General features: G+C 46.7%; 13 protein-coding genes and 1 pseudogene. All 14 read left to right on the forward strand.

Annotated features, from left to right (window positions below):
• Positions 1–20: 20 nt before the first annotated feature.
• The 14 genes and pseudogenes from EL84_RS22080 to EL84_RS22140 all read left to right on the forward strand — a co-directional run bounded on the left by EL84_RS22080 (position 21) and on the right by EL84_RS22140 (position 26,848).
• Positions 21–1,496 carry a hypothetical protein gene (locus tag EL84_RS22080; protein WP_047843124.1) on the forward strand — a complete coding sequence of 492 codons (1,476 nt, stop codon included), beginning with the start codon at positions 21–23 and terminating at the stop codon, positions 1,494–1,496.
• A 58-nt stretch (positions 1,497–1,554) separates the two neighbouring features.
• Positions 1,555–3,375, forward strand: coding sequence for a major virion structural protein (locus EL84_RS22085; RefSeq protein ID WP_047843125.1), 1,821 nt, complete (start codon positions 1,555–1,557; stop codon positions 3,373–3,375).
• A 26-nt stretch (positions 3,376–3,401) separates the two neighbouring features.
• Positions 3,402–7,655 carry a hypothetical protein gene (locus tag EL84_RS22090; protein ID WP_047843126.1) on the forward strand — a complete coding sequence of 1,418 codons (4,254 nt, stop codon included), beginning with the start codon at positions 3,402–3,404 and terminating at the stop codon, positions 7,653–7,655.
• 10 nt (positions 7,656–7,665) lie between these two features.
• A complete protein-coding gene (locus EL84_RS22095; RefSeq protein ID WP_047843127.1) occupies positions 7,666–8,748 on the forward strand; it encodes a hypothetical protein in 1,083 nt (360 codons plus the stop codon).
• 14 nt (positions 8,749–8,762) lie between these two features.
• Positions 8,763–9,602, forward strand: a complete 840-nt coding sequence (locus EL84_RS22100) for a hypothetical protein (RefSeq protein WP_047843128.1) — start codon at positions 8,763–8,765, stop codon at positions 9,600–9,602.
• Between the two features lie 99 nt (positions 9,603–9,701).
• Positions 9,702–10,934: a hypothetical protein gene (locus EL84_RS22105; protein WP_047843129.1), complete on the forward strand. Its 1,233-nt coding sequence runs from the start codon at positions 9,702–9,704 to the stop codon at positions 10,932–10,934.
• 173 nt (positions 10,935–11,107) lie between these two features.
• Positions 11,108–11,581, forward strand: coding sequence for a hypothetical protein (locus tag EL84_RS22110; RefSeq protein ID WP_047843130.1), 474 nt, complete (start codon positions 11,108–11,110; stop codon positions 11,579–11,581).
• A 37-nt stretch (positions 11,582–11,618) separates the two neighbouring features.
• Positions 11,619–12,230, forward strand: coding sequence for a hypothetical protein (locus tag EL84_RS22115; protein WP_235431570.1), 612 nt, complete (start codon positions 11,619–11,621; stop codon positions 12,228–12,230).
• A 38-nt stretch (positions 12,231–12,268) separates the two neighbouring features.
• Positions 12,269–14,305 (forward strand): hypothetical protein, encoded by a 2,037-nt coding sequence (locus tag EL84_RS22120; protein WP_047843131.1) that lies wholly within the window; start codon positions 12,269–12,271, stop codon positions 14,303–14,305.
• Positions 14,306–14,323: 18 nt separating this feature from the next.
• Positions 14,324–17,242: a LamG domain-containing protein gene (locus tag EL84_RS22125; protein ID WP_047843132.1), complete on the forward strand. Its 2,919-nt coding sequence runs from the start codon at positions 14,324–14,326 to the stop codon at positions 17,240–17,242.
• A 21-nt stretch (positions 17,243–17,263) separates the two neighbouring features.
• Positions 17,264–17,437, forward strand: a pseudogene (locus tag EL84_RS33145) (hypothetical protein); the annotation flags it as partial.
• 15 nt (positions 17,438–17,452) lie between these two features.
• On the forward strand, positions 17,453–19,582 hold the full coding sequence (locus tag EL84_RS22130) for an RCC1 domain-containing protein (RefSeq protein WP_235431571.1): 2,130 nt from the start codon (positions 17,453–17,455) through the stop codon (positions 19,580–19,582).
• A 78-nt stretch (positions 19,583–19,660) separates the two neighbouring features.
• Positions 19,661–20,881, forward strand: coding sequence for a hypothetical protein (locus tag EL84_RS22135; protein ID WP_047843134.1), 1,221 nt, complete (start codon positions 19,661–19,663; stop codon positions 20,879–20,881).
• A gap of 42 nt (positions 20,882–20,923) precedes the next feature.
• The gene (locus EL84_RS22140; protein ID WP_047843135.1) at positions 20,924–26,848 is read left to right on the forward strand and encodes a DNRLRE domain-containing protein; all 5,925 of its coding nucleotides are present in this window, start codon (positions 20,924–20,926) and stop codon (positions 26,846–26,848) included.
• The last annotated feature ends 70 nt before the right edge of the window (positions 26,849–26,918 follow it).

Consider the following 26,918-nt stretch of genomic DNA (forward strand, 5'->3'; position numbering starts at 1 on the left):
AGTGAAGGGGTGTTATTTAAATGCCATTTATCGACACAACGCCTGCATCTTTTATCCCAAAGGTAACGGAGCAGGATATACAACCGCGTTTGGGCGACCTGCTTGCTACTCAAGGGTGGGAGACGGTAGCAAACTTTAAGAAAGTGACATTTGATTCAGGCATAATGCGAAGCACTTATACCGGACTTGATACTACTGACATTCCGATTTACGTAGCAGAGCATTTCATCTACAAGAACACGGAGGGTAAAATGTTCGGGGTGGCTGTCCTTGGTACTTGGAATCAAAATCTAGGTGTGCTGAGAAAGTTAAACAAGTCCCCTGATACTAAAGCACCTGCTCCTGCGACACTCCAAGTGTTTTCTGAATGGGCGACAAACGAGTTCCGTAAGTACCGTTCTCCACAAACCTTGTACTTTTACATGGTCGAGAACCTTGCTGGACTGACTACAAACAACCCTGACATTACATTGCCTTGGATAAATACCTCAGAACTCAAAAGGGCAGTGTTAGATATCGAAGTTGAAGTTTCAGGTTGGGTGGGCACAGGTGCATCAGCTACTTTTACAGTAACTAAAGCCGAAGGTAATCGGATGCAGTCTCCTATTATGCAAGCTGGTCTTCGGACAAACCTGCTGGAAAATTACTACGATGACACTATCAACTACGCCATTCAGAATACGAACTGGTGGGCTGACTCTGAAATCTCCATTAAAGGTCACTTGAACGGAGAAAGCCTGTTCTTCATCATCCAGTGTGATAATGTACCCGCACCGGAAGGGAATCTTGTTCCAGTCATTCCTCTTTACTTCGGCAAGCTAGATGCTATTGAAGAAGGTGACGATGCTTATGCAATGTTCACGGGTAGTGTGCCTATCGTATCCAGTACAGGTACGGCGGGGCTGACAGCAATCTCCGAATACGACTTTGATGACACCGCGAAGAAGCAACCAAACATCATGCCGCTCATGAAGTCTTATCCTAAGTTTCCTGCGAACGGTTTGGATAACATCATGGTAAGCCGTGGTAAACTAGGTGCTCGTTATCAGGCTTACTACCTGTCGTGGAACGCCCCTGCAAATGCCATCCCTCCAATGCGTACTTCAGTGGATGGTAAGAGAGATTACCCAAGGGCTTGGAACAACGCTGAGAATCCTCTTTACAAGTATTCCTTCAACCCATCCCGATACAGCGGTAAGGTTCACACCTCCAAGCTGTACGTAGTACATCCAGAAGAAGGGGTGAGGGGAGCACTGAAGGATACTATCGCATTGTCGGCGCTGTCCTTTAACGCTAACAAGTTGCGTGTAAAGAAGGAGCATTGCCCTGACGAGTTCGATGTATTCCGTTACTTCTTGGTCGAAGGCGTATCGCCACTGACCAGCAAGCCAGGAACTCAGTACCGCCCAGCGGGTATCGGATTATACTTCAACACAGTCAATGACGAAGGAATAGAAGTTACTTCTACGCCCCCAACACCGCCTGTAACCCCATAAAAATCAAGCCCTGCCGTGTAAAATCGGCGGGGCAATTCTAAACTAGAGGTGATCTATTGTGAGTTGGTTTGATGGAGATTCCACGATTCAGCTATTCCCTAAAGACCTTGAAGCGCTATTTAACTCCAAGGGATGGGATACATTCATTAAATACCGCTCTGTATCGCAAGACGGTCTCAAGTTCGCAGAAGTCCGCTTGTTCAGGTCTCTTGGCTCGGATAATCAAATGCGTAACTTCGGCATGGTTTACGGCTACGGTAAGAAGAGTACCCCTGCATTGGGTGAGCAAGAGTTTATTTCTCAGAACTCCGTTCTTGGTGCGTTGATTAGAGATGAGACCTTGAATACCAAGTTCCAGTACCAAGTATTCCCTGTAATCGCAGACTCGGCAATTATCTACAAGAACGGTAACGCCGTGCCTTCCACGGATTACGCACTGGATGCAATGAAGGGCGTAGTTACGTTCACTTCTGCTCCTGAACCTACAGACGCAATCACATCCAACTATTCCCCATCCCCAATTGCACCACAACCAGTGAAGCGTATGTACTTCTTCACATTTGATGACGTGCGGGGCGAACGTATTGTACAAGGCGTAAGTGGTACTGTAGTAATCGGAGACCCTGAATCCATTTTACCTGATGGTGACGGAACTAAGAAATTGTTCCCAATCCCTACTGTAGCAACGATTAAACCTGACACTGTTCGGGTTTATGTAAATCAGGTCGAACAAGCCGCAACTAATTACACAGTTGACTACACTAATAATACTGTAACGTTCATTGGAAAAGCACCGGACGCAGGGGCAGAACTTCACGCATCTTACGTGAAAATTCTGAACGCCACAGGAACACAAACCCTGAACTACGGTGATATTATGGTTAAGAACTTTGACCCTGATAAACCTACCGACCTGATGAACGCTGTGTACTCGTCCATTTACTACATCTATCCGTCCTTGCCAACGGCTCTGTCCTTCACTCCGTTGCAGAACTTTGATAGAGGATGGCAACGCGACAGCACGATGTACTTTTGGGGGAATGTGACCAAAGACCGCATTGTAATGTTCTTCCGTCCAGACCCAACTCCGGGCGCAGAGAACACGTACTTCGCTCCATTGTACATCGGGCGGCTGACGACCCTCGGTAAAGCCCCTCGTAAGAACAACGTCATTATCTCCGGTTGCCGTGAAGCCGATGAAGTTGTTTGGAAGAAGGACATGAAGTTGGGTGCAGTTTACGTGGACTACGGAAACAACACTTCTAACGGAAACCGTGGAGTACAGTTACAGCAGTCTATTGGTGGTACTTACTACCAACAGCATTACCTCGCATTCATTACGCACGATAAGAGCATTGATGCGGGCGAAACCCGATTTAACCCATCTGTATACAGCGGTAAATACCACATTTCTCCGATGTACATTGTTCACCCGAATGATGGCTTTGTAGGCAAGCTGGATGAGTGTTATGCCGTCCACCCTAAGAACATTTCTCAGTTGGATGAACTCGAAGTAGTTGAGACTTCCGACCATGAAGAATTGGGCAAAGGCAACGGAGTAAACAAAGTCTTCCACCTGGCTCACTCGCCATCCCTGAAGGATGACGGTACGCCGTTCAAGCTTGAGGTTCAGGTGGATTGTGCAGACCAAACGCTCGGCACGGACTACATGGTTGATATCGAGACGAAGACAATCAGTTTCCTTGAGGGTAAAGAACCTGCGGCTGAAGCGGAAGTTCTTGCTACTTACGAGTACAAGCAACTGTACCGCTACACTTTGGCAGACACACCTGTTAGCCCGTTCACTCTAGCTAACATGTCACCGTTTGCTCCAATTGGCCTAGGCATCCTAAAAGAAACGCTTAAAAAGAACTCGTAATCTATAGTATGGGAGGTTGGCGGTGAATGATGAACGGTAAGAAATCTTACCTAATCAGCTTCACCGCCCTTTTTTCTAAAAGGGGCTATGAACTGAAAATTGGGTTCGAACAAATTATCAATGCTAACAATCAATATCACCTGACCGCTCCCGTTAACAGTACCTATAAGACATTGATTGAGGATACCATGAAGAACGCAAACAAAGCCCCTCACTCGGCTACCGGATTATTCGGGCGGCTAGGGAGTGCTGAGTACATCACTCAGTATGACGGCTTTGAAGTAGAGACTGTAGTAGCTTCTATCGTATCGTACCTGTCAGGCATCCATAAGTATTTTAACGGCGAAACAGTCACAGACGGAACAACAGATGGACAGCAGGATGCACGTAGGCTTGAGCAGATACTTGAAGCTGAAGGTGCGGCGGTAAGCGAAGGTAGTCGGATAGACAAATTTGCACACCTTGAAGAACTGGCTTCCGGTGATCTTTATGACGTTAAGGTCTCCGTTGCAGAAGGTAATAGGGTTTCCATTTTCCTGTCCAACAAACAAAGTGTAATACATGCGCTCGAATCCACCGTATCCGGTATCTCACAAGACACTCAGATGGGCGGAATTGAATCCGCAGAGAACGGTGTCCGGTTGAATGCTGAAGAAGGACGGGCGGTACTTTCCAACATCGTCCGCAGTATCTTAGATGGGGAGATGGCTTTAACCAGCGTAGCTACCCATAACCCTGACATTAGCGTGGTAGGGGAACTACACTATACGGAAATAGGTGAGGTTGGGTTTGACAGAGCTGTCAGTGATTCTTATCCATTGGAGTATGCAGTCCTTGTAAGTGAGGGTAGTGAGCAAGGGTATGAACTCGCAGAGATAGCCGTAAAGGGATCCTCTCTAGAAGTTTACGTACTTACGGATACTCGACAGGAGGGTACTCTTGAGGGCAGGGAGGAAGCAAGACAGCTGGAAGTCACGGAGGATGCTTTCGTTTCTCGGACAGAGACCGGACATTTGGATATGGTATTTGATGCTCAGACAGGAACACCTGTTTTCGCTGAAAAGAGGAATGAAGCAGAACTTACGCTTACCACGGTAGCCGACACATACGGCGGCGGTGAAGCTGAGATGAATGAACACGTACTGGCAGAGACCCTTTACAACGAACCAACCATCTTGAGTGAGTATGTGATGGTGGACACGAATAAGGACGTAGACCTTCAGCCTTTTACTGAGGTTCATACTTACCAGAACGCCGATGCTCAGGAGTTCATTCGTACGGATACAGTTATGCAAGCAAGCCAGCAGGATGACGTAAGAGGTGAGTTGATTCAGTCTGTTTACGATGGTCAAGTGGAAAGGGTCTTGGTACAGGGAGAGAACGTACAGGATGCCGCAATGCAGGAGAGTTTGATGTACGACACTTTAGTCAATACACAGACGGACGAGCAGACCACCGCTGTTACCTACGAGAACGGGCACAGCCTCGAATTCTCATCCAAGGCAACCTCTCAGGTGAAGGACGCTAGAATTGAATCTACTCAGTCTGTGGACACAAGTGTCTCAGCAGATATGCAGGAGTTCCTGACCTACGATACAAGGCAGGACAGTGAACTTGAGACGTTCACTAGAGCGGAAAGTTGGGCTAACTCACTGCTCTTGATTGACCGGACGGTGACGGCTGACACAGAGCAAGAGGGCAGGCAGTCACTCGAACTGGAAAGCGGTAAGATTGAGATGGAGTATATGGCGGGCGTTGAAAGTTTAGACCAATCATACTACTTCGATAAGCACATCACCAATTCCTCATTTTCAAGCTCAGATAGTGTCAAGGATGCCACTGAGAGCCTTCTTGTAACTGTAGAGTACACTTCGGACACGGCTAAAGCAGGAAGCCTTACAGACGCTTCTAGCGCTATTGGAGACAACGAAGGTTACCTCAAACTGGTATCCCAAGGAAGCGCCGTACAGGAATACAACGCTGACATTGACGATTTTACGGATGTTACGTATGTGAGCGGTGACGGGGCTATCCAGCTTATCAGTGACGCAGAAGTTTACGTGGGCGGCGACCCACTGGTTGATAGATTCATAGAAGCTACCGATAAGAGTGACAAAATGGATGCAGAATTCGAAGAGTGGACGGAAGCTGGCATGTCGAAGCGCACACAGGCAGAGGTAGAATCCCTTTATACGTTCGAGCAGATTCGGGGAGCGATTGCAGAATCGCCTGAAATACTGAAGGCGGTGCGACTCATGGAAATTATGTACGGCTCAAAAGCGGTTGATTTGATTGAAGCAGGGATGGAGAACATCATCCAAGATAGCATCACTCAAGGTTTCACACAAGCTGATTTCCCTGCCATTACGCAAACGGTAATCGAAAAGCTGAAACAGGCGGGGGCAGGGGTTACGGTTATTGCTTCCAATCAGGAAGAGGTGCACGTCGAACAAAACAAGGGGGCAGACCTGAAAGCAGAGTCTCCGACGACCGGACGGTACGTAGTAGAACAGGAGGGCACGATGCCGCAGGGAATTTCAGGTGCTTCCTTATCGGACTTCAAGCAGACTGCAAACATTACTGAAATAAGCAGGGCAATTGCGGAAGCCAACAAGCACATCGGAGTCATTCAAGGACTGGACAAGGCAGATCAGAAGACCTTCGGTGAAGGTGTTAAGCAGACAGGGCTCACTGCGGCAGAGACCGACATTACAAGGGACGGTGTAGTTCACTTACCTGAGACGGCGTTATCTAACCCTACTGCTGAAGGTGTAGGTACAAAGCTTGAGACAGGTTTGGCGGGCATGGGATATGAAGGTGAGGTAGAAAGACCGGACACAGCCAACCAAGTAACAAGTGTAGAGGCTATCAAGCAGGACATCGAGTCCGCCGCACAGTCTGACAGCAAGCATGTAAGCTATAAACACAAGACTGAGATAGCGTTATCTAACCCTACTGTTGAAGGTGTAGGTACAAAGCTTGAGATAGGTTTGGCGGGCATGGGGTATGAAGGCGAGCTAGAAAGACCGGACACAGCCAACCAAGTAACAAGTGTAGAGGGTATCAAGCAGGACATCGAGACCGCCATACAGCCTGACAACAAGCATGTAAGCTATAAACACAAGACTGAGATAGCGTTATCTAACCCTACTGCTGAAGGTGTAGGTACAAAGCTTGAGATAGGTTTGGCGGGCATGGGGTATGAAGGTGAGCTAGAAAGACCAGACACAGCCAACCAAGTAACAAGTGTAGAGGGCATCAAGCAGGATATGGAGTCCGCCGCACAGTCTGACAGCAAGCATGTAAGCTATAAACACAAGACTGAGACAGCGTTTAATGGTACAGGTGTGGACGGTGTGTGGCACGGCATTAGTTTGGGCGAACAACGGACAGACAGGGATGCACTGACCCATGAAATCGAAGGCGCTCGAATCAGTGATGGAAACTCACCTACAGCTATTCAGGAGTTGGAGGATGCTTGGCATAGCGATGTTGCGAAGGAGACTGTTCTTTACGAAGAACACACAGCAATGTTTACGGACAAAGGGTATGAAGCAGTGGAGTCCAAGCTAGAAGGGGCTACCAGCGGCAAGTCTAATGACGCATTTGTGGTGGGTATAGAAGGAGCAACTTCCTTTATTTCCGAAGAAGCTGTGGTTCATCAAGGAGAATCAGCCCAATACCATGACGGCTCGACAATGGGCGTTATTCATGAGGGTGAATCGGCTAATATTGATGATAGCAGTAAAGTTGGAACTATCTCGGAAATGGGGACAGCAACAACGACAACCAATGCTGAAGCAGTCACCCATGAGTTGGAGGGAGCGGTAAGCGGTAAGGATACGGGTGCCTTTATTCAGGCAGGAGAACTCGCTGAGCACATCTCACATCAAGACCTTGCAGTCATTGAGGATTTGGAGTCAGGGGTACGGAAGAGGTTGCAACTTGAGACTGATATCCAAGACGACTCCAAAGTGACGAATCACCGTGAGCCTATCGAGACGCATATCAGCGAACCGGAAGAAGCCGCTAGACCTACTAAGGCGATTGAGGTGGGAATTGAAAAACCGGAGAAAGTCGACAGACCTAAGCTTGTTCTTGAGGTCGATATCGAGCAATCAGAAGGTGCAGAACGACCTAAACGTGTAATCGAGACGACAATTGAGAAATCTGAGGGCGGTATTCTCAAGACACCTGAAGAACCGAAGAAACCTCGCATCTGGCTCATTATCGGTAAGATAGCTTCTTGGAGCATCTGGAACTGGAAGAAAACAAGGTAGGTGATAATAATTGGGAATCTATAAGAAGTCGAGTGGCTTAATCTTCGATGACAGGTTCGATAGCGGGAGTATTCATTCCCGCTATACCCTTTCACCTAGTGATGCTGTTTCAATCGACAATGCTTTAGGTCAGGTCATCATGCCGCACACTGAAAGCGACACTTCTATTATGTTCGATGTTCCTGAAGAGCAGACTGTGCTAATGGAAGTGACCGCTGACTACGTGCCGACAGAACTGTTAGATGAAGGCGGTATTATCATCTGGCAGGACGGATACCACCGATTGGAGTTTCTTGAGAGTAAAGACACAACCATTAGGGAGTATAGCCGTTGGCGGGCACTAAAGAAAGCAAATAAGTGGACGTTCTATGCCCATCGCGGTAGTGGGTGGGAGATATTCGATACTGCTCCTATGGTCGCTGAGAAGATGGGTGTCATCCTAAAGAATAGGGAACAAACTAACTTCGACACTCTGAACCTCGATAGGATGGTTGTCTGCAAGAGCGACAAAATTACGATAGGCAACTTACCTACGGGGTACTCAGTTTACCTCTGTGACCCTGACGGCAATTCAGTGGCTTCAGCGGTGGTTGAGCCTAACTGGACAGGTTGTGAGATTGAACTGCCCTTGATGCCCTATAACGGGATTATCAGGGTTTACGATACGCAAGGTACGCTTCTATCAAGTCTCGGCGCATTCGATATCTACGGTGGCGACATTTACCTGTTTGGCACTGAACTAAAGGTTATCTGGAATGGTAAGGAACTTAACAAGGAGACCGACACGTATCTTGGCACGATGTATGAAAATCAGATTCTCGTTCAGATGTTACTACAGAACCCTTCCAAGGAGAAACCTGCAAACACCATATCGCTTGGCATCCTAAAGTATATGGAGACGTTCGGGTACGAGTGGGCAGACATTTGCCATGATGACGGGGCAGACACGCCGACAGAGGAGTTCTCGAAGCTTCTAGATATGGGCAGTTTACCACCTCTTGGAGAACGAAAGTTCTGGATGAAAGTTGAGAGGATGGAAGACCGTTTCCAGATTAAACCCCTGCACTTTATTCTGGACATTAACCATACGTAAGGAGGTGAGCGTAAATGGCAGGAACGAAGATGACCCTTCGCCGCTACGGGGGCGGTGAGTTTCAGTATTGGGATGAACAGGAAATCATCGTAGACGAACAGTACCTTTTATTAGAGCGTGGGTTGTTCATCTACCTTGACCACGAATACCGGATGGGCACGAAGCAGTTAGACGTGTACTTTAACGGAGCACACTTGCTAGAAGGCGGCGGCTACGAAGAGATTGACCCGACAACTATCCGGTTGGACTTAGGGACGTATGAAGGAGACACACCCCTTGCTGGACTTCCTGTACAGCTTCAGGTGGGCGATGAAATCCTTATCCGTACATGGAAGCCTGAATACCGTCAGGGCAACGGGAACATTGATGAACTCAGGTTCTTGACTCTGGAAGAAGAGATACGGAAAGCAAGGCAATACAAGGACGCTGACGCACCTCATTCCAGCCTTGATGAACGTCTCGATTTTATTGAGCGGCGGGTAGAATCCAAGACAATGGTATTCTTCCTGAGTCGGGTGTTTGACGGAGTAGCCAAGCTAGTCATGCGCTTCCCGTATGAGGGAGATATCACTGAGGTTTACGCTTCCACATCACGTGAGGGAGACGCTGACACTATCTTCCAAATTGAGAAGTGTTCTCAGGAAAGTTACGACGGTTTGAACCCAACATGGGAGACAATCTTCCACAGCAATCTTGTGGTAGATGGGAACGAGCGTTCCAGTAGAACGTCAGACAGACCTTACGCTGTATCCGTTCCTAGAATCAACAAGGATGACCATTTCCGTATCAACGTGGTCGAACGTGGAGAAGGCATTGAGGGTGTAACAATAGAACTGGTAGTGCGGTTAGGATAGTTCCACAGTTTACCAAACCCACAGTAAAATATTGGACTACTTGCTTATAATGTATGTGCGGTAAAGAGCCGCAAGATCGTAAAGGAGAGGTGAATAAATATGGCAGGAACTAGGGGTATTGCTAGATTCCGTGGTGAACAGTTGAACAACAAGTTGATGCGTAATAACCACTTCGATGTTGCCAACAAAATCAATGAGCAATATTTGGATATTGATTTCCACGCACACCGTGAATCCCTTGAAAACACCAAAATCGACGTGTTCGTTCAAAAGAATGATGTAGCTGTAGGTGTGGGGCTGAACTCCATCGCAATCACGCCCGACATTCTAAACACTAACGTAGCAGTTGACTCCAACACTGAGGGTACTGTTGTCGGCAACGTAATCGAACTACGTAAGAATGGCACACAAGACTTCCCGTTTATTGATGAAGACGGAGATAGAGTTTACGGTAAAGTACGTGAAGATGCAGGAGATTTCTACCTTGACTTCTTCAGTGAAGTTGCAGGAGTAGAAGCCCCTTACACATTCGTAGATGCGGTAACATTCGACTACAAGTACATTACCCGTACTAACCTGTCTGTAATTCCTGTTGATGCTATTGTTAGTGGCGGGGCAGGTCTCGTAGCAGATGCCGTCGATGCTAAAGCCTACATGAACCTTAACCAGTTGATGAAGGACATTTACGGTGGCGGTGGCACTCTGGACAATGACGGTAACGCTAACCTCGCTACTAGCATTGTACAGCAAATTGCCAACGAGATTCAAGCACGTACTGACGCTGATACAGCTATCCGTAACGACTTGGCATCCACTGCGGCGGCTAAAGGTGCGAGCCTTGTTGGGGTAGTCGTTGACCCTAACTACGATGGTGCAAACGTTCAGGCTGTACTGGCTGACCTTGCACAGCGTTTGGTAGAAGTTGAGACGCTGACTGTGGGCATCGCTAACCGTGATTCTGACTCTGCCAATGGCTACTTCAAGGCGGGAAACTTCGGCACGGCTGAGGGTCGTATCGTTGACCTTGAGACTGCCGCTGATGCTGAGTTTAAGGCTCAAACTGACCGCTTGGTGAAACTTGAAACTGAAGATGAAGAAGAAGTGTTTGAAGCGGCGGGCGGTGAGACTGAGTACGTGTTCCTTAACGGCTTGGCTAAACCTAAGACTGTCCTTCTGTCCATCAACGGTCAAGTACAGACACCTACCATCAACTTCGAGTACCATGTAGACGGTAATGGCGCAATCCGTGGTGTAAAATTCGCACCTGAGACGTTGAAGATCACTGACGGAATCCCTGATGTACTGTACGTCAAGTACAAGAAGATTCTCTAGTAACTAGACCCCTTTATCGGGGTCTTTTTATTTGCCCCGAACCTAACTATAAAACGACTAATATAGTAGTGTACTTTACACGGCAATTGTTAAGGTTTCACCTGACCAACCTATATTGTCTATAGCTTGACAAGAACAAAGTCGAGAACTAAGCAATTAAGGGAGGAAATACAATGCCAGCACCAATAGTTTCTTGGTACACGTCCGATAACTCTTCGCAAGTAACTCAGTGGGATATCGGTACAGTTGACGCAGGTTCGTTGTCCACTACCTTTACGGTACTGATTTGGAATAACCGTGGCGGCTCGTCCGCAGTATCCGATATGCAGAACTGCACAATCACAACTAAGGATAGTTCGGGTGGTAACACGGGTGAACTTGTAACAAACACTTGGATTGAAGTTAAAGTGGATTCTCTATCCGAATCCACGTTTACTGCTATCGGCGGCACAGTCACGAAAGATATTCGTGCTACGAAGTCTGACACTCCTGCGAAAACAATCAAAGGGGCGGCAAATGACGGTAACATTAATACTGCTAACACAACGGCAAACTTATCGAAGGTAACTCTTCGTGCCAACGTACCACCAACAGCTACAGCAGGATTAGTAACATTCCTGACACGTGTGTCTTACCAGTACGTGTAAACATTGACTTCAATACAATGAAGGAGGAATTCATAACATGCTTTCGATTTTCAATGAACACAGCGGGATCTCTCCTGTAGGACAAGACTTCGTGTGGGTGGGTGAGTACATAGATGGTACTTACCTATCCGAATTCGACCTTACAACCAAGGAAGAGAACAGTTTCTACGATATTGATCGCGATCGGTTGGTTCGATTTGGCGTTATCGGTCACGGTAATAAATTTTTCTTCGAGAATGACGGTGTGTTCAACCTCGGTGGCTCGGGAATAGAAGTTATCTACAAGGACGGGGAAAGAGAGTACAACCTTACCGGTCACGCTGGAAAGTTTCACGATATCATCACCTACAAGGATGCGGAGTCTTCTGTGAACTTTGCTGTGGGTCAGGGCGGAACTGTCGCTGACACTACAATTACCCAATTTAACTTTGGATACAAGTCTTTGATTGAGATTGACGGAGTAACCTTCCAGTTTAAAGCTACTTGCAGAATTCCATTCGGTGAGCCGATGTATATCAACTTCTGGCTTGTAGCAGATCAACAGCTTAACGGGGTGCTTCTAATCAAGAAGAACAACCGAATTGCCACAGAACTCAAAGCACCACTAAGAAAAGGCGTGGGCGGCGAAGTTAATTTCGGACTGTCTTGATCCTAAGACAGTCTTTTTCTATTTAAGGAGGTACGATCATGCCGTATAAAATAGGAAATCTAGTGTTCACAGGACAAGCCGCATCGCAGACGGTGAATGGCTCTGTGGCTGATGTTATGGTCGGAGATAAATACCTATACGTTGCTTCATATAACTTGAACACCGTATATGTTTACAATAAAAATGCTGACGGAACTTTTGGTTCTTTAGTCAGGAGCTTAAATTGGGTCGCAAATGACAGTTACGTCCAATATATTTGTGCAAGCGGAAGTTCAGTGCCTTATGGTTATGCCGTTTACACTAAAGACGGGCAAGATTACCTTGTCGGTTGGTCTTCTAGTCACGCTTTACTGTTCGAGTGGACTATTAGGCAGTCCGACCAAGTGGTTGTAAACCGTACTCAGTATGCTGCCCCTACCACAATGGGTTCATATGGTCGTGGTGGTTGGGACGGAAGGGACGCTGTTTGGTTCTGGAACAGGAATGACATGAGCATATATAAGTGGGATTTGAATAACAAGACTGGTGGGTTGACCAAGGTTGTTGGCATACAAGGTAGCGGTTATGCTCTTGACTCAAGTTACACAGGGAGCGGTCTCTTAGTGGATGGGAATTACGCTTATTGGGGTTCTGGCTCGAACGAAGCTGACGGGTTTCTTGGGTGCTTTAGCTTGTCCAACGGTTCATTAGCAGAGTCTATCATGAAAAGTGGTAATCTATCAAGCTTCGGAGTCACTGCTATTTCGGGAAACACGGGGTGCATCCAGATAAACCCTACCAACAGAGGTGTAGCGTACTACTTTACCTTCAGTAACACAGTTAAGACCTTATTCCTTACTAACTTAGTTGTATCTAATACTACAATCCCTACCACTGCACATGACGACTTTGATATCCAGTTTGATATCTCCCTTGAAACATTAGGTAGTGCGTCCTCAGCCACGTTCCGTGCATTGATAAATGGGACGGTAATTAAGCCTTTCGCAACTTTATTTCCACTTCCAGTGACTAATAATACTGTAACAGTCCCAATTTCCAAAATGGTCTTGGGGGATAACACCTTAACGTTGGAACTTAAGGATAATTACGGTGGAGTATCAACAAAGACCTTCAACATCACGGTGACGAATAACGAACCTATAGTCGTAACAAGCGTTTCAAGGTCAACTACGCACGTGGATAACGTAATCTTTGAAGCCTATGTAAAGGACGAACCCACCGACCTCATGACGTACAGGGTATTGCTAAATGACATTGTGGTTAATGACTGGACAGTATCAGGTTACAACTCCCCACTGACTGTTCGGCGCTCGTTCAGGGCTGACCAACTAAACATCGGTAGCAATACGATTACTATTGAAGTGAAGGATAACTACAAGACCAATACTGAAGTTGTGTCAGGCACAAGTACGGTGACGAAGGTGAACACAAAACCTGAGTTGACGGTGGACATGAAAGGAAACACACTTAACATACTCATGCAGGACGCTGACGGAGATATGGTTAGGTTTAGAGTTCTGCTAAATGGTGAACAGGTTATCCCTGAGTCCGGTTACTCTGCCCCGTTCCCTTCGCCACTAGCTGTTACGTACACCTTACCCAAGAAAAAAACTATTACCAACCAAATTAATACAGTGAGGGTTGAGGTAATCGACTCGGCGGGAGACATATCAGAGTGGTCTTCGACAGGAGTATTAGGGTATAGCGGGCTGATGTTTAAGGACGCTTCTAGTAATTTCTACACTACGGACTTCGGGGTACTTCTGAAGTATCTGGACGTTGGAGTCCTTTACGCTAGGGAGCAGTCAGGAATATTTGAGGTGTTCGTAGAGAACACACTTGGATACCCTGTGAAGAATGTTGAGATTAAGGCATTGCAGGGAGACCTACACCCAACCAACGAGAAGGTTGAGGTCAGCCTGAGCAACGCACCTTTCGCTCCTGAGAGTGGACTGCTTTATCCTGACACCTACGTCACAGGCGATACACTTAAGTTCTATGTCCGTCTGACAATGAACGACGATGCAGTAGGCGGGGGCAACTTCAAGATTAAAGTAACAGGCAATGCCCTGTAAGAAAGGGAGGTCAATACAATGGCTAATCATAAAAACAACCGCCTAGTTGTAGATTCTACGGGCGTGAACCGCACAGCGGGCGCTCAAAACACTGTAGAGTTTTGGATGTTCTGGCGGGGAGATGATGGGCAGATGCCCTTCGGCTTTGACAACTACGACATTTACTTAGTGTCTGGAAGCTTAGGAATCAACACAAATAATAGTGATGTTATTGGGATAGCAAGCAGTGGTTTAGCGAATAAGTGGGTACATGTGACGGCTGTCTTCTATAACGGAGTACCTAATGCATCAAACCTGGAAATTTATATTAACGGGGTCAAGCAGACGATAGCTCAGCGCCTTGGTAGTTCACGCTCAATGACTGTAAGCAACTCAGCGGCGTTTGGTGGGTGGTCTCTGAGCACTTCTTACCAGTTTAACGGATATATTCGTAACGCCCGCATTTGGAATAGGAAGCTGCTTGCATCTGAGGTAACAACCGTAATGAACACGGCGGGGGCTGTACCCACAGGGAATGGACTCGTCGGACAGTGGTACACAACCTCCATCGAGAACGTAGCACCTCAGTACGATTATGCCTTTGCGAGTGGATACAGCAGGTTCGACCCCGTTGGTCTTCTTACACCTAACACGACATATCCCTTTGATGACAACGGAGACCCCTACGCAGGTTTTACGTATCAGTGGGACGTTCCGATTCGCTTTACTAAGCTCAGATTCAAATCGCACCCAAGTTACCCAATTAAAGGGGTGTCCATATATGTAGATAACGTGAGAGTCGTCACTAACTTAACCATCACAAACACTTGGTACGAAGCGAGTGGTAACTGGTATGGGAGTACCGTGACTCTTGTAAGGACAGGTACGGGAGACCAAACCATACAGCAGGTAGAGTTTTACGGGGATGTGCTGAATAAGGATTATTCTTTGAATGTAACCAAGGTCGGTGAAATACCTGCTTGGTACGTATACAACATGCAGATGGTACAGATTGATAACACGTTGGATGTTATCGGTGACACAGGACACGGAGGTAACGACATATGGCACATGGTCAGAACTGCTACTGTGGGCGGGTCAGTAAGCTACGTAAGAAATTACCAGCTAACTGGTATGCAATATACTACTACGCATCCTGACTGCTATGATTACAACCCTTGGAACGACCACCTGTACATTATCCATGACGAAGACCCTTATACCATGTACAAGTACCGTATTAATAAGCCAAGTATGAACTGGAATCTGACCTACACTGCGAAGTACACCTTTAGTTCAAGCTTATCCAACGGCGGGGTGCTGGTAACGTGGGCAGGAACTAAGTTCGCATTCAACAAACAAACGAATGAAGGATACGCTTACCTACTCGCTAACGGTCTTGGTCAAGGGACTACGGCTAAATTGTACAAGATCAAGCTGGACACTCCCAATGCTATACCAGAGTTTGTCGTAGATATTCCTTGGTATGCTCCAAACAACTTAGTTAGTTTCGCTGTCACGGACGAGTACGTATTTCTTCCGTTATCCGGCGGGGTACGTCTAGGGGCGTACAGTAAACGTTATGGTAATTTAGCTAACTCCTACCCCATGGTTGGAAATAAATTAAATAGTTACTTCAGCGCTTCCAGCTTCAACTACGGCGGGGCGACTTACATTACCGCCAACGGATACCAGTACGGGCTTATTCAACTAAGTGTAAGAAACAAGCGACCTTTAATTAATGACCTGAAGGCAACACCTGCCACGCTGACACGTGAAGACTTCCGTGTTACAGCAACGATAGGGCATACGAATGACTTGCCAACCTCCTACAAGATATTTGTTAATGGGGTGGAGAAAGCCACCGTATCATCCCTTCCAGTGCCTATTACAGTCAATCACCTATTATCTAATAGGGATCTTGTTTTAGGTTCCAACACGATAACGCTGGAAGCTATAGATACGCACTCTGCTAAGGTGACGGCTGTAGCGACCGTTCTCAAGACAAACACTGACCCTTTCCTTAACATAACGGCATCTACGCTGACCTGCCATAAGGAGCACATCTCCCTTGAGGTAGTCGTGTCTGACGCAGAAAAAGATAAGGCTAAGTTTCAGATTTTACTTAACGGGGTTGCTAAGTACCCCGACTCAGGAGGGTTCACTGAGAGCCTAAATACACCGTATACCTACGTATACTCACTGCGTAACAGTGACCTTCTAATTGGTGACAATACGGTTATAGTGAATGCGGTAGACGAGTACGGGGCGACAGTGAGTAAAAATTTGACCGTCAGTAAGCTAAATAAACTACCTCTAGTGGAAGCTGAAGTTAAGGGGCAGACCCTATTTGCTCACATTACTGACGATGACGGGGATGCCGTTCGTTACAAAGTCTTGATAAATGGTTCACAGGTTTACCCTCCCTCCGCTGGTGTATGGACGCAGTATATACCGACTCCCATTGACGTTCAGTTCATGATACCTAAAGAAGTTATTGTTTTCGGCAACACTCACAAGGTAGAAATCGTGATGGAAGATGACATGGGGGAGAGCAAGATTTGGCAGGAAACCACCCTGATTGACTACGCAGGTCTTATGTTCATATCTGAGGACGGTCAGTATTACTCTACTAATATCGGTGAGGTTCTGAAGTATCTTGAAGTAGGGACGATTGTGGCAGGCAACTTGTCAGGAATGTTCAAAGTTACTCTGAAGAACACCATTGGGTACGAAGTAAAGAATATCATACTGACAACGGCGCAGAAAGACCTTAATCCTACCGAAGAGGTCGTAGAGTTGAGCCTGACGGACAAACCTTTCACCGCAACTAATAGGATAGAGGTTGATTCCCTAGCCCATGCGGAGAGCGTACCTTTTTACGTAAGAATCAATGCTTCACCAAAAGCCATTGGCGGGGGGGAATTCGATGTAAGAGTCGTAGGAGACCCCGCTTAATATGCGGCTAGGAGGGAATAAATGAGTACTCAATCAGCACTGCACTCGTCGTACATTAAAAACAACGGTGACGTTTACTTTTTTGGGCATAACAGCTACGGTCAGCTAGGGTTTTCATCCTCTGCTGTTTACCCTTACCAAACAAAGGTTTCTCAACTACCTAATGTCAAAATGGTGGCTGAGGGGCACTACCACTCTGCTGTACTCCTTATGAATGGAGACCTGTATACCTTTGGGTACAGTTACTACGGTCAGCTTGGTGACGCAAGGGGGTGGAGAAACAGTAATGCGTATCCCACGCCTGTAAAGGTCATGTCCGATGTTAAGGAAGTAGCCTGTGGATACCTGCACACGGTTGTCTTAAAGAATAACGGTGACGTATACACCTTTGGTTATAATAATTACGGCAGTCTAGGTAACGGAAGCTCAAACGATAGCTACGTACCACAGAAGGTAGCCACAGGTATTCGTAGGATAGGGGCAGGGTATACTTCTTCGTTTACGATCGACCAAGAGGGTAAGCTTTATGCTACAGGGTACAACGGATACGGTGGGCTTGGTATCGCAGGGACGCAGGCTAGGTACAGCTTCACCTACGTCATGGATGATGTGCGCCAAGTGGACGGAGGTGTGTACCATACATTGTTCCTGAAGAATGATGGTTCGGTGTGGGGAGCAGGGTACAACTATCATGGTCAAACAGGCAGAGCCACAGGTAACAGTACAAGTAACGCCTACCCGACACCTCACAAGATTATGGATAATTGTCGCTCAGTCACTTGCGGCGGGTACTTCTCAGGAATTGTGACAAATGAAGGTAAGTTGTATACCTTCGGTAATGACGATTACGGTCAGCTAGGCAGAGGGTTCGTAGGGGGTAGTATAAATCCAACACCTACATTGGTGGCGGCAAACACCAAGCAGGTAGCTATGGGTTACTATCATACTATGGCGCTGGACTACGAAGGTAATGTCCGGTCTGTAGGTTACAACCATTATGGGATGTTAGGTACTACTGTAAATAACAACAGCGGTAATGGTGTAGTTGCGTGGCAGAACGTGACAAACGATGTTAGACGGCTCATGGGCGGTGGTGAAATCGCCTTTGAGTTCTCTGCCACCAGCGTTACGAAGGAGTTCCACAAGGAAGACTTCCAGCTAGTCGTCACAATTGACCACGTACAACATGACCTCATATCATACAGGGTGTTAGTAAATGGTACGCAGAGATTCCCTTCAAGTGGATGGACTTCTCCACAGTTACCTGATTTCATGCTTACTAAAGACCTGTCCCATACTTACTTTGACTTGGGCGGTAACTCTGTAATGCTGGAAGTCAGGGATACGACAGGAATGACTGATGCCATTACGTGGACGACAACCAAGACTAACATTGCCCCCACTGCTTCCCCTGAACTGTCTGCCGCTCAGATTCACAAGGACAACATCATGATTGGCGGAACAGTGTCCGACCCTGAAGGTGATAAAGTACAGTACCGTGTGCTCCTGAACAATGTTCAGAAATACCCGATTACTAGCTTTACAGAACTTGAGCCGTCACCTGCAACAATCGGCTTGGTCATCAACAACGCAGACTTCAACGTGGGGGCTAACACCCTGAAGATTGAAGTAAAAGATGACTTAGGTTCATTGACGACTTGGACGCAGGTAATCATTAAGACAAACACTGCCCCTACGATAACAGGGACGGTAAAGGGTAACTTCCTTAACGCCACAGTTAATGACTTTGATACGGACAAGGTACAGTACAGACTGACGTTAAACGGAGAACAGCTATACCCGCAGGATGGTTATACCGGATACAACGCGGTACCTCTAAGCATTCAATACACCATTCCGAAGACTAAGGTCAAAAATGGTGTTAACAACGTACTCAGAGTTGACACGTTGGATGAATTGGGCGGGGCTAGGTCGCTGGATATCACTTTCGTAGGTATCCTATCAGGATTGATGTTCTGCGATGCCGCTGAGTCATTCTACTCGGATGACTTCGGAGAGGTAATTAAGTACCTCGACTTCGGTACAATCGTTGCAGGGCAGACCACAGCGGCAGAGAGGGTGTTTGTAAAGAATACTCTAGGCTATCCGGTAGAGAATGTCCGGTTGACAGTAGACCAGCGAGAACTTGACGGTACGAACGCTAAAGCAGAGGTAAGTAAGCTAGACGCTCCTTTCGATCCGCTTGACAAATTGACCTACGTGGAGCAGTTAGAGCATAATGCGAAGATTAGCTTTTATGTTCGCATAGCCGCCAACCGTCAATCCATGTGGGGCGGCATGTTTGATATCCTTGTCAAAGCTGACCCAAGCAAAAGCTAAAATGCGCCCTTGCTATCTTATAATGATGGTAAGGGCTTTTCATATGTAATTACAATTCCACTCAGAGGTGATTTTATAATGGCTAATGGAGTTTATAAGGGAGGCACAGGAACAGCGAACGACCCTTATCTGATTGAAGATGGGTACGACCTGTTTGAGTTCTTGAGCAAGGTAGTTACTATTAACACATCCAAGTGTGCACAGCTAGTTAATGACATTGACCTTAATATCGCCCCTTACAATACAGGTCTTGGGTTTTATCTTGGGCATACAACAGCCTTTCTTGGTACGTTCGATGGGGATGGGTACGTAATCAGCAACTACTTCAACCGACAGACCACCAGCTACGGGGGATTGTTCCCTCAGCTTGGAGCGACAGCCATAGTTAAGAACTTCGGGATGGTGAACGTGGATATCCAAGCATCGGGTATGTCTTATATGGCGGCTGTTGCAGGGAACATGGCTGTGGCGGGAGCGCTGATTGAGAACGTATATGTCAGTGGGGGTAAGTTTTACGTGGGCGGCTATTCCGGTCTGATTTTAGGGAGTATGTCGAATGGTACAATTCGCAACGTTTACTCGCTCAATGTCGATATCAAGCAGTATTCCAACTACGTAGGCGGTATCGTAGGAAGTATATCTTCAGCCAACCCTCAATGCTATAGTTCGTGGGCTTCCAATACTATATCCTATAATTCCAATAACTCTTATTTGGGAGGGTTTGCAGGAGGCTGGACGAACAGTGTCCCGATGAATATTATTAACTGCTATTACAGCACAAGAATGAACTATGCAGGGTATAACGGAAACCTTGCCTTAGCTGTTACGGAGACGCAACTCAAAGACCCTTCTTATATGTACAACCTGAATGCTAACCAGACAACAAGCGTAAATACGTTTTGGGTTCTTCGTCCGGTATCCTACCCTGCTTTGTGGTTTGAAGACTTCATGTCGTTCCTCCTACTTGACGCAGGTAAGCCGATTACAAACTTGGACTTTGGGGCAGTGCTTGAGGGCGGCAACTCCCCCACTAAGAAGGTCAGGCTAAAGAATGGGTATAAGTACCAAATAAAAAGTATTAATGTAGGTTGGGCAAGGGCGGCAGGGGTGTCAGATAAGACAGAACTTCAGCTTAGTTTGGATGGGACATTCACTGACAATGCCAACCCACTTTCCTTGAACGGGTTAAGTATCCTACGTGGTAGAGAGTTTGACTTGTACGCTAGAGTAAAGACCTATGATGGGGTAACTGGTGCAGGGCAGTTCGATATAACCGTAACAGTGACTTCGGCAGAGTAATGGGTTTTTCATCTCAATACAATGGGATAGGAAGTGGTTGAATTGTCAGCATCAGGAATCATTGGTGCGGAGTCGAGTTTTTCGGCTTCGCACGTTAGTTTAACCAAGACTCTTTTCCTACCACTGTCGGCTACCCATACCATTAATGAAAATACCCCTTATACCTTAACTGCCAACCATAACGTCTTGCTGAAGACAGCAACGTTCAATTTAACGGCAAGTCATAGAACAGAAGGGAAGTCGCCACTTTTATTAACTGGTAGCCATGCAGTTCTCCCTAAGAGTGTGCGGTTGAACTTAACCGCTAGACATAACACGGTGGAGTACGGGACGAGTGACTTACAATTAACAGCAGAACATACACTTTATTCTAAAACGTTCAACCTTCAAGCATATAACAGGATAGACCCTAACACCACTTACTTTACCGCTGAACATACTTCCATACTTAACGCAGTGGCGGCTGATTCGGAGATAAGCAGTAGCCTAGCAGTAGCCCCTCCAATCACTGAAGCGTTGAATGGTGCTATCTCCGTAACAGAGACGAACACGATGGACGGTATATCGTTCATTTGGGGTGTAAGAGATGCTGACCTGAATACGAAGGTAAAAGTCAAGAGAACGGAAGATAGCTACCTTAAATCGCAGATAGCCGTTAGAGAGTCCAATACTATGGACGGTGCGGTTGATATCTTCGGTCGGGGCGAGACGGAAATCAAGAGTAGTATCTTTGCGATGGGTGTCAGTGAGTCTTACATCGACGGTCGAATTGGTGTCCGTATAAGAAACGCCATGACAGGTAATACCGACATTTGGGGCACTGATAACAGTGACCTGAGCGTTAATGTAAACGTCAAGCAAGTCTCTGACCTGCCTATGACGCTAGGTGTAACCCCTGCAAACAAGATGACAGCAATTGTAGATATTCAGCAACCTACGAGAGTAACCGATAAATTGACCGCTAAACGTGACGCATTCGTTCGTCAAGCATATCCTAAGCTGAACTACGGCGGGGAGCAAACGTTGGTTACAGGTTACAGTGCAACACGTGAAGAAGTGTTCCGAAGCATTGTCGGCTTCGATATTACTAATCTCATGGGGCTGACCAACGACTACAAGATTGAAAAAGTAGTCATGAAACTGAAGCATTCAATCGGACGCACTCCAACTATCCCAATTGAACTAAGCGCCGTCAATGGTGCTTGGACAGAGTTCGGAATCACTTGGAACAACCAACCTGACTCCGGTGACATTGTTAGCCAAGGAGACTACGTTGTAAACGCTGAGAAAGGCTTCATCGAGTTCGACATTACCAACTTCATCCTGCAAGCAAAAGAGCAGGGAAAGAACCTCGTAGACTTTTACTTGCGAGCGGTAAATGAGAGCGATGAATCTGTGCAGTTCTTTTCAATGGATGCAGGGGCTTCATTGACACCTACCATCGAGTACACTTACTTCGATGAAGTAATCCGAAGCACTGGACGTTCTGGAATTGATACGAGTATCTTAGTCACGTACCCTGCTAAAAAGGACTTGCCTTCTAAGATTAATGTATTCAAGAAGTCCGATAATAAAGAACTACCTTCGACGATTACGGTTACGCCATCGGGTAAGAGATTCGAGAACTATCCTTCCAGTGTGATGATTAGCCGACCTGACCTGTCCGGTAAGGGTACGGTAAGGATAAATACTTGGAGTGAGATTGATTCTAAGGTGTCCGTAAGAGAAGTAGACCTGTACGACCTTGAGAACTGTAGTATTGTAATTTCCAGACCTAACTTTAACTCAGAGCTTTACGTAGCCAACAGAAAAGACACTCCTTCGCAATTGGGTGTTCGAGTATGGAGTGAAGATAATCTTTACGGTTGGGCAATTATTACCGTTAAAGAACGTCCTGCACAAGTCTATGTACGACCTTACGTTAACTTGGGAGGAAGCGTAACAGTTCGCCATTCGGTGGACGAAGACCTGTTCGGAACATTTACCGTAAGTGAGCGCAACAAACCAGGTACGATTTATGTACTGAACCGTGATGACCTTCCTTCGCAGGTAATCGCAAGGGGCGGCGAGAACAGTGATATTGTTTCTAGCATCACTGCCAATCAGTTCCAATTTCAAGGTACAATTGAGGTTAATCCTTATATCGACTACAAGGGTAGCGTTTCTGTAAGACGTTCCTCGCAAGTGGAAAAGGAATCTAGTATTACGGTGTCTAGACCTGACCTGAACTCTTCAGTTTACGTCAGATTCCGCAGTGACTTAGACGGGGTAATTAAGACAAGACGTAAGGATAAGAGCGACCTTGATGGGCGGGCGGCAGTATCCAGACCTGACCTGCAAGGTAGAATCTTCCCTATCATTCACAGCGACACGGTAGGCAGTATTACCGTAAGGCAGAATAAGGTCGCTAACCTGAACTCTAAAATTAATGTGCCTTACCGAAAGGACATTCTTGCTGAGATTGATGTAGTAGGGGCAAGCATGATACCGTCCAGCATCCAAGTAAATTCGGGATACCTGTCCAGTAGATTGGAGATTCCTGCTTACGGCAACGAAGACCTTGACAGTGAGTTCATTATCAGAGTGAGATTGGCAAGCGATATTGATTCCTCAATCGACGTGTACTCCTTTAGCACGATTGAAGGTAGTGTTATTATACGCCAAACCTACGACAAGTCAGTAGACTCTAGTATTACAGTGAGACGTACCGAAGGAAAAGACCTGGCGGGTAGTATTGATGTTTGGGTTGTTAGAGACCTGAAGGGTAAAATCTCCATCCGTAGAGCAGAACATTCTGAGATTGACTCTAGCATTTCCATCCTGTGGCATAACGACTTAGCGGGTAGTGTTATCATCCCTAGTCACGCAGACCTGAACAGTAGAATCAATGTCATGTACCCTGCACGGAGTGAGATTCTTTCCAAAGTCCTTGCTAAGATTCGTGTCCACAGTGACGTTGAGTCAAGCATTGACGTAGCGAAGGGTGGGGCAGGAGACCTCCTAAGCTTCTTGGGAGTCACACCTACCAATAAGATGACAGGTATTGTAGATATCACTTTACCAATCCGTGAGGAAGTTACTCTGGATGTTATCAAAGACACATATGTTAGGGAAGATGTTCCAACCCTTAACTATGGGGAAGAGACCACTTTCGCAGTCGGTAGCTATAAAGGTAAGGTGCTTCGCTCACTACTTGGATTCGATATCTCTAGCTTGAAACGAAGCTACGATATCGACAAGGTTGAACTTCGCATGGTGTACGGTCAAGAGCCTGACAAGAACCTGAAGCTGTACGCAGTTGACGGAAGCTGGTCGGAGATGGGCGTAACATGGAACAACCGTCCAAGCATTGGTACAGAAATTACCAGCGCCTACACAGTAGCAACTGAAGACGGGCACGTGACATTCGATGTGACAGACTTCATCGAAGGACAGTACCGAGAGGGGAACAACCTAGTTGACTTCTACTTGGTGGCGGCTGACGAGCCTGAGAACGACTACGAATACTTCTTTACCAAGGAAGCAAGCCTAGCCCCTCAGTTAGTGGTCACGTACTTTGACCCTGCTGTATGGAGTTTTGGACGTTCTAACATCGACTCTAGCATTAGAGTACCTAAGCACTACGATAAGGCATCAAGACTGCGTGTTAGAAAACCTGCTTGGCTGGACGTAGAGATTCCTGCGACCATTGAAGTAACTCGTAATAATGAGTTCTCCGGTGCTATTACAGTAAGCCAACCTGATTTGGATTCCAGCGTTCATGTCGTGTACCGTAACAACCACGATGTTCCTTCTCACTTGGGAGTATCGAACAGGGCTCTTGCTAAGATTGACGGTAGCCTGACAGTAAGTAGACCTGAGCTTCCAGTCAGCTTCTACGTTAAAGATAGAGTAGACCTTCCTTCTAAGGTCGGCGTAAGAGTAGAGATTGAACAGGACTTCTTTTCTTGGTTGGTTGTCAATGTGAAAGAGAGACCTGCTACCATCTTCGTAAAACCTCACAACGATATCGAGTTACGCTTTACGGTTCGTGGTTACGTTGACGAAGATATGGAAGCGAAGATTGCTGTATCTCAGCCTGAGTTTAGCGGGGCTGTCACGGTACAGCGTAGTGAGGATACTGACCTTCCTGCTAATGTGACCGTAAGGCACAGTGGAGATGAAGACATTGACGGAAGTATCAAAGTCAACGTTGGCATCAACAAAGACCTTTACTCTGAGGTAACGGTAATTGGCAAAGCAGACAGCGACCTGATTGTATCTTTGCAGGTTGTTGGGTATTACTTGGGAGGTTCGTTGTTCGTACCACTGACCAGCGATATTGCCGCTCAACTGCGAGTCGCACCTACTTGGTTCGATTACCTGCCATCTACTGTGGCGGTAAGCAGACCGGATGCTCCTTCTAGCTTGGAAGTTACTCTTCCTGCCGACATTAACGCCACGATTACGGTCAAGGTAGTAGGCGAGAATGATGTAGCGGCAAGCATGGCGGTAAGTAGACCGGAAACTCCTGCTAGTGTGGTCGTTACCAAACCTGCTGACCTTGAGTCAAGCATCGGAGTAAGGGTAGAAAGCGAGTCCTCGTTTGAGGGCGGTCTGGTGGTAAACAGACCTCATATTACAGGAAGCCTAGACGTAGTGGCTAACAAAGACCTGCCTTCTAGTGTGGCAGTAATGCACAGCGCAGATGGTGACCTTAACAGCAGAACCTACGTGAAGTACATGAGCGATATCTTAGGAAGCCTTGATGTTGTTGGGGCAAGCGTCATTCCTTCGACTATTCGAATTATCTCAGGCAACTTGGCTTCTGTCATCGCCGTACCTGCCTACGACAGCAAAGACCTGAAGGGTACTATCGGAGTAAGAACCCGATTCATCTCGGAGATTCCTTCAACCCTGCAAGTCCAAGAGTGGTCGCAGTTCGTAGGTAAAATCGGAGTACGGGTGTGGGCAAACCACGACACGTTAGGAACGCTCAAGGTAATCGTCAAGGCTGATAGTGACCTTGCTTCTACTATCTCACCAGTGTTCTTTAATGTCATTCCTTCCAAGTTAGGCGTTCGTTTCGATAACACGATGACAGGTAACGTTGACTTCATCCCTGTTGGGGATTCAGACCTCGACGGACGTATTGACATTAGCCCTGCTTCCGATATCGCAGGTAGTATCCAAGTTGTCCTGAACGCTGAGGATGACATTCCTTCTAGCATTACAGTACGTGTGAGAAGGGAGAGCGACCTACCTGCGAACGTGGACGTTATATACAGAGCAAATGAAGACCTACCTACTACTTTAGGTGTTCCTCCTGTAAATAAAATGACGGGTAAAGTATTCATTATTCCGGTAGACGATAGCGACCTCAAGTCGATTATCGAAGTCCATGAGCACGTAAACCTCCCATCTAATATTACTGTTAGTCAGTTCGGTCACGAAGACCTACCTTCGACAATCGAAGTTCACCACTTCCTTGACGTGGCGGGTACAATCTCGGTCAGAAGAACTACCCCTTCTGACCTGCCTTCGGAGATTGCCGTAAGGGTTTGGGGCAAGAACGACAAGAGCAGTAAGATTATCGTAAAGCAGAGGGACAACAGCGACATTGGAGGTAGCATTAACACCATCCAATGGAGAGTCCTGAACTCCAAAATTATAGTCCGCAGAAGTGCTTTCTCTCAAATCCCGATGCGCTTTGAAGTATTGGAGAAGAGTGACCTACTGGACTGTAGCATTACGGTACGGAGAACTGACAAGTCCGACCTGACTTCTACAATCACTATCCTAAGAAGTGCTGACAAAGACCTCGACGGTAGAATCGTAGCAAGGCAGACTGATAAATCAGACCTTCCGTCCTTCATCGAAACATGGCAATTCCGTACAGTACCGTCACAACTTGATATTCTGTATCGTAACGACATTGTATCCACAATTGATGTAGTCGCTGACTACGGTTACTGCTTCATCATGTAATGAAAATAACCCCTACCTTACTTGGTTGGGGTTATTTTCACGCCTAAATTACTTATATTATAGTTGTAAG

Origin of the sequence: Paenibacillus sp. VT-400 (assembly GCF_001029205.1) — a bacterium.
Lineage (GTDB): Bacteria > Bacillota > Bacilli > Paenibacillales > Paenibacillaceae > Paenibacillus > Paenibacillus amylolyticus.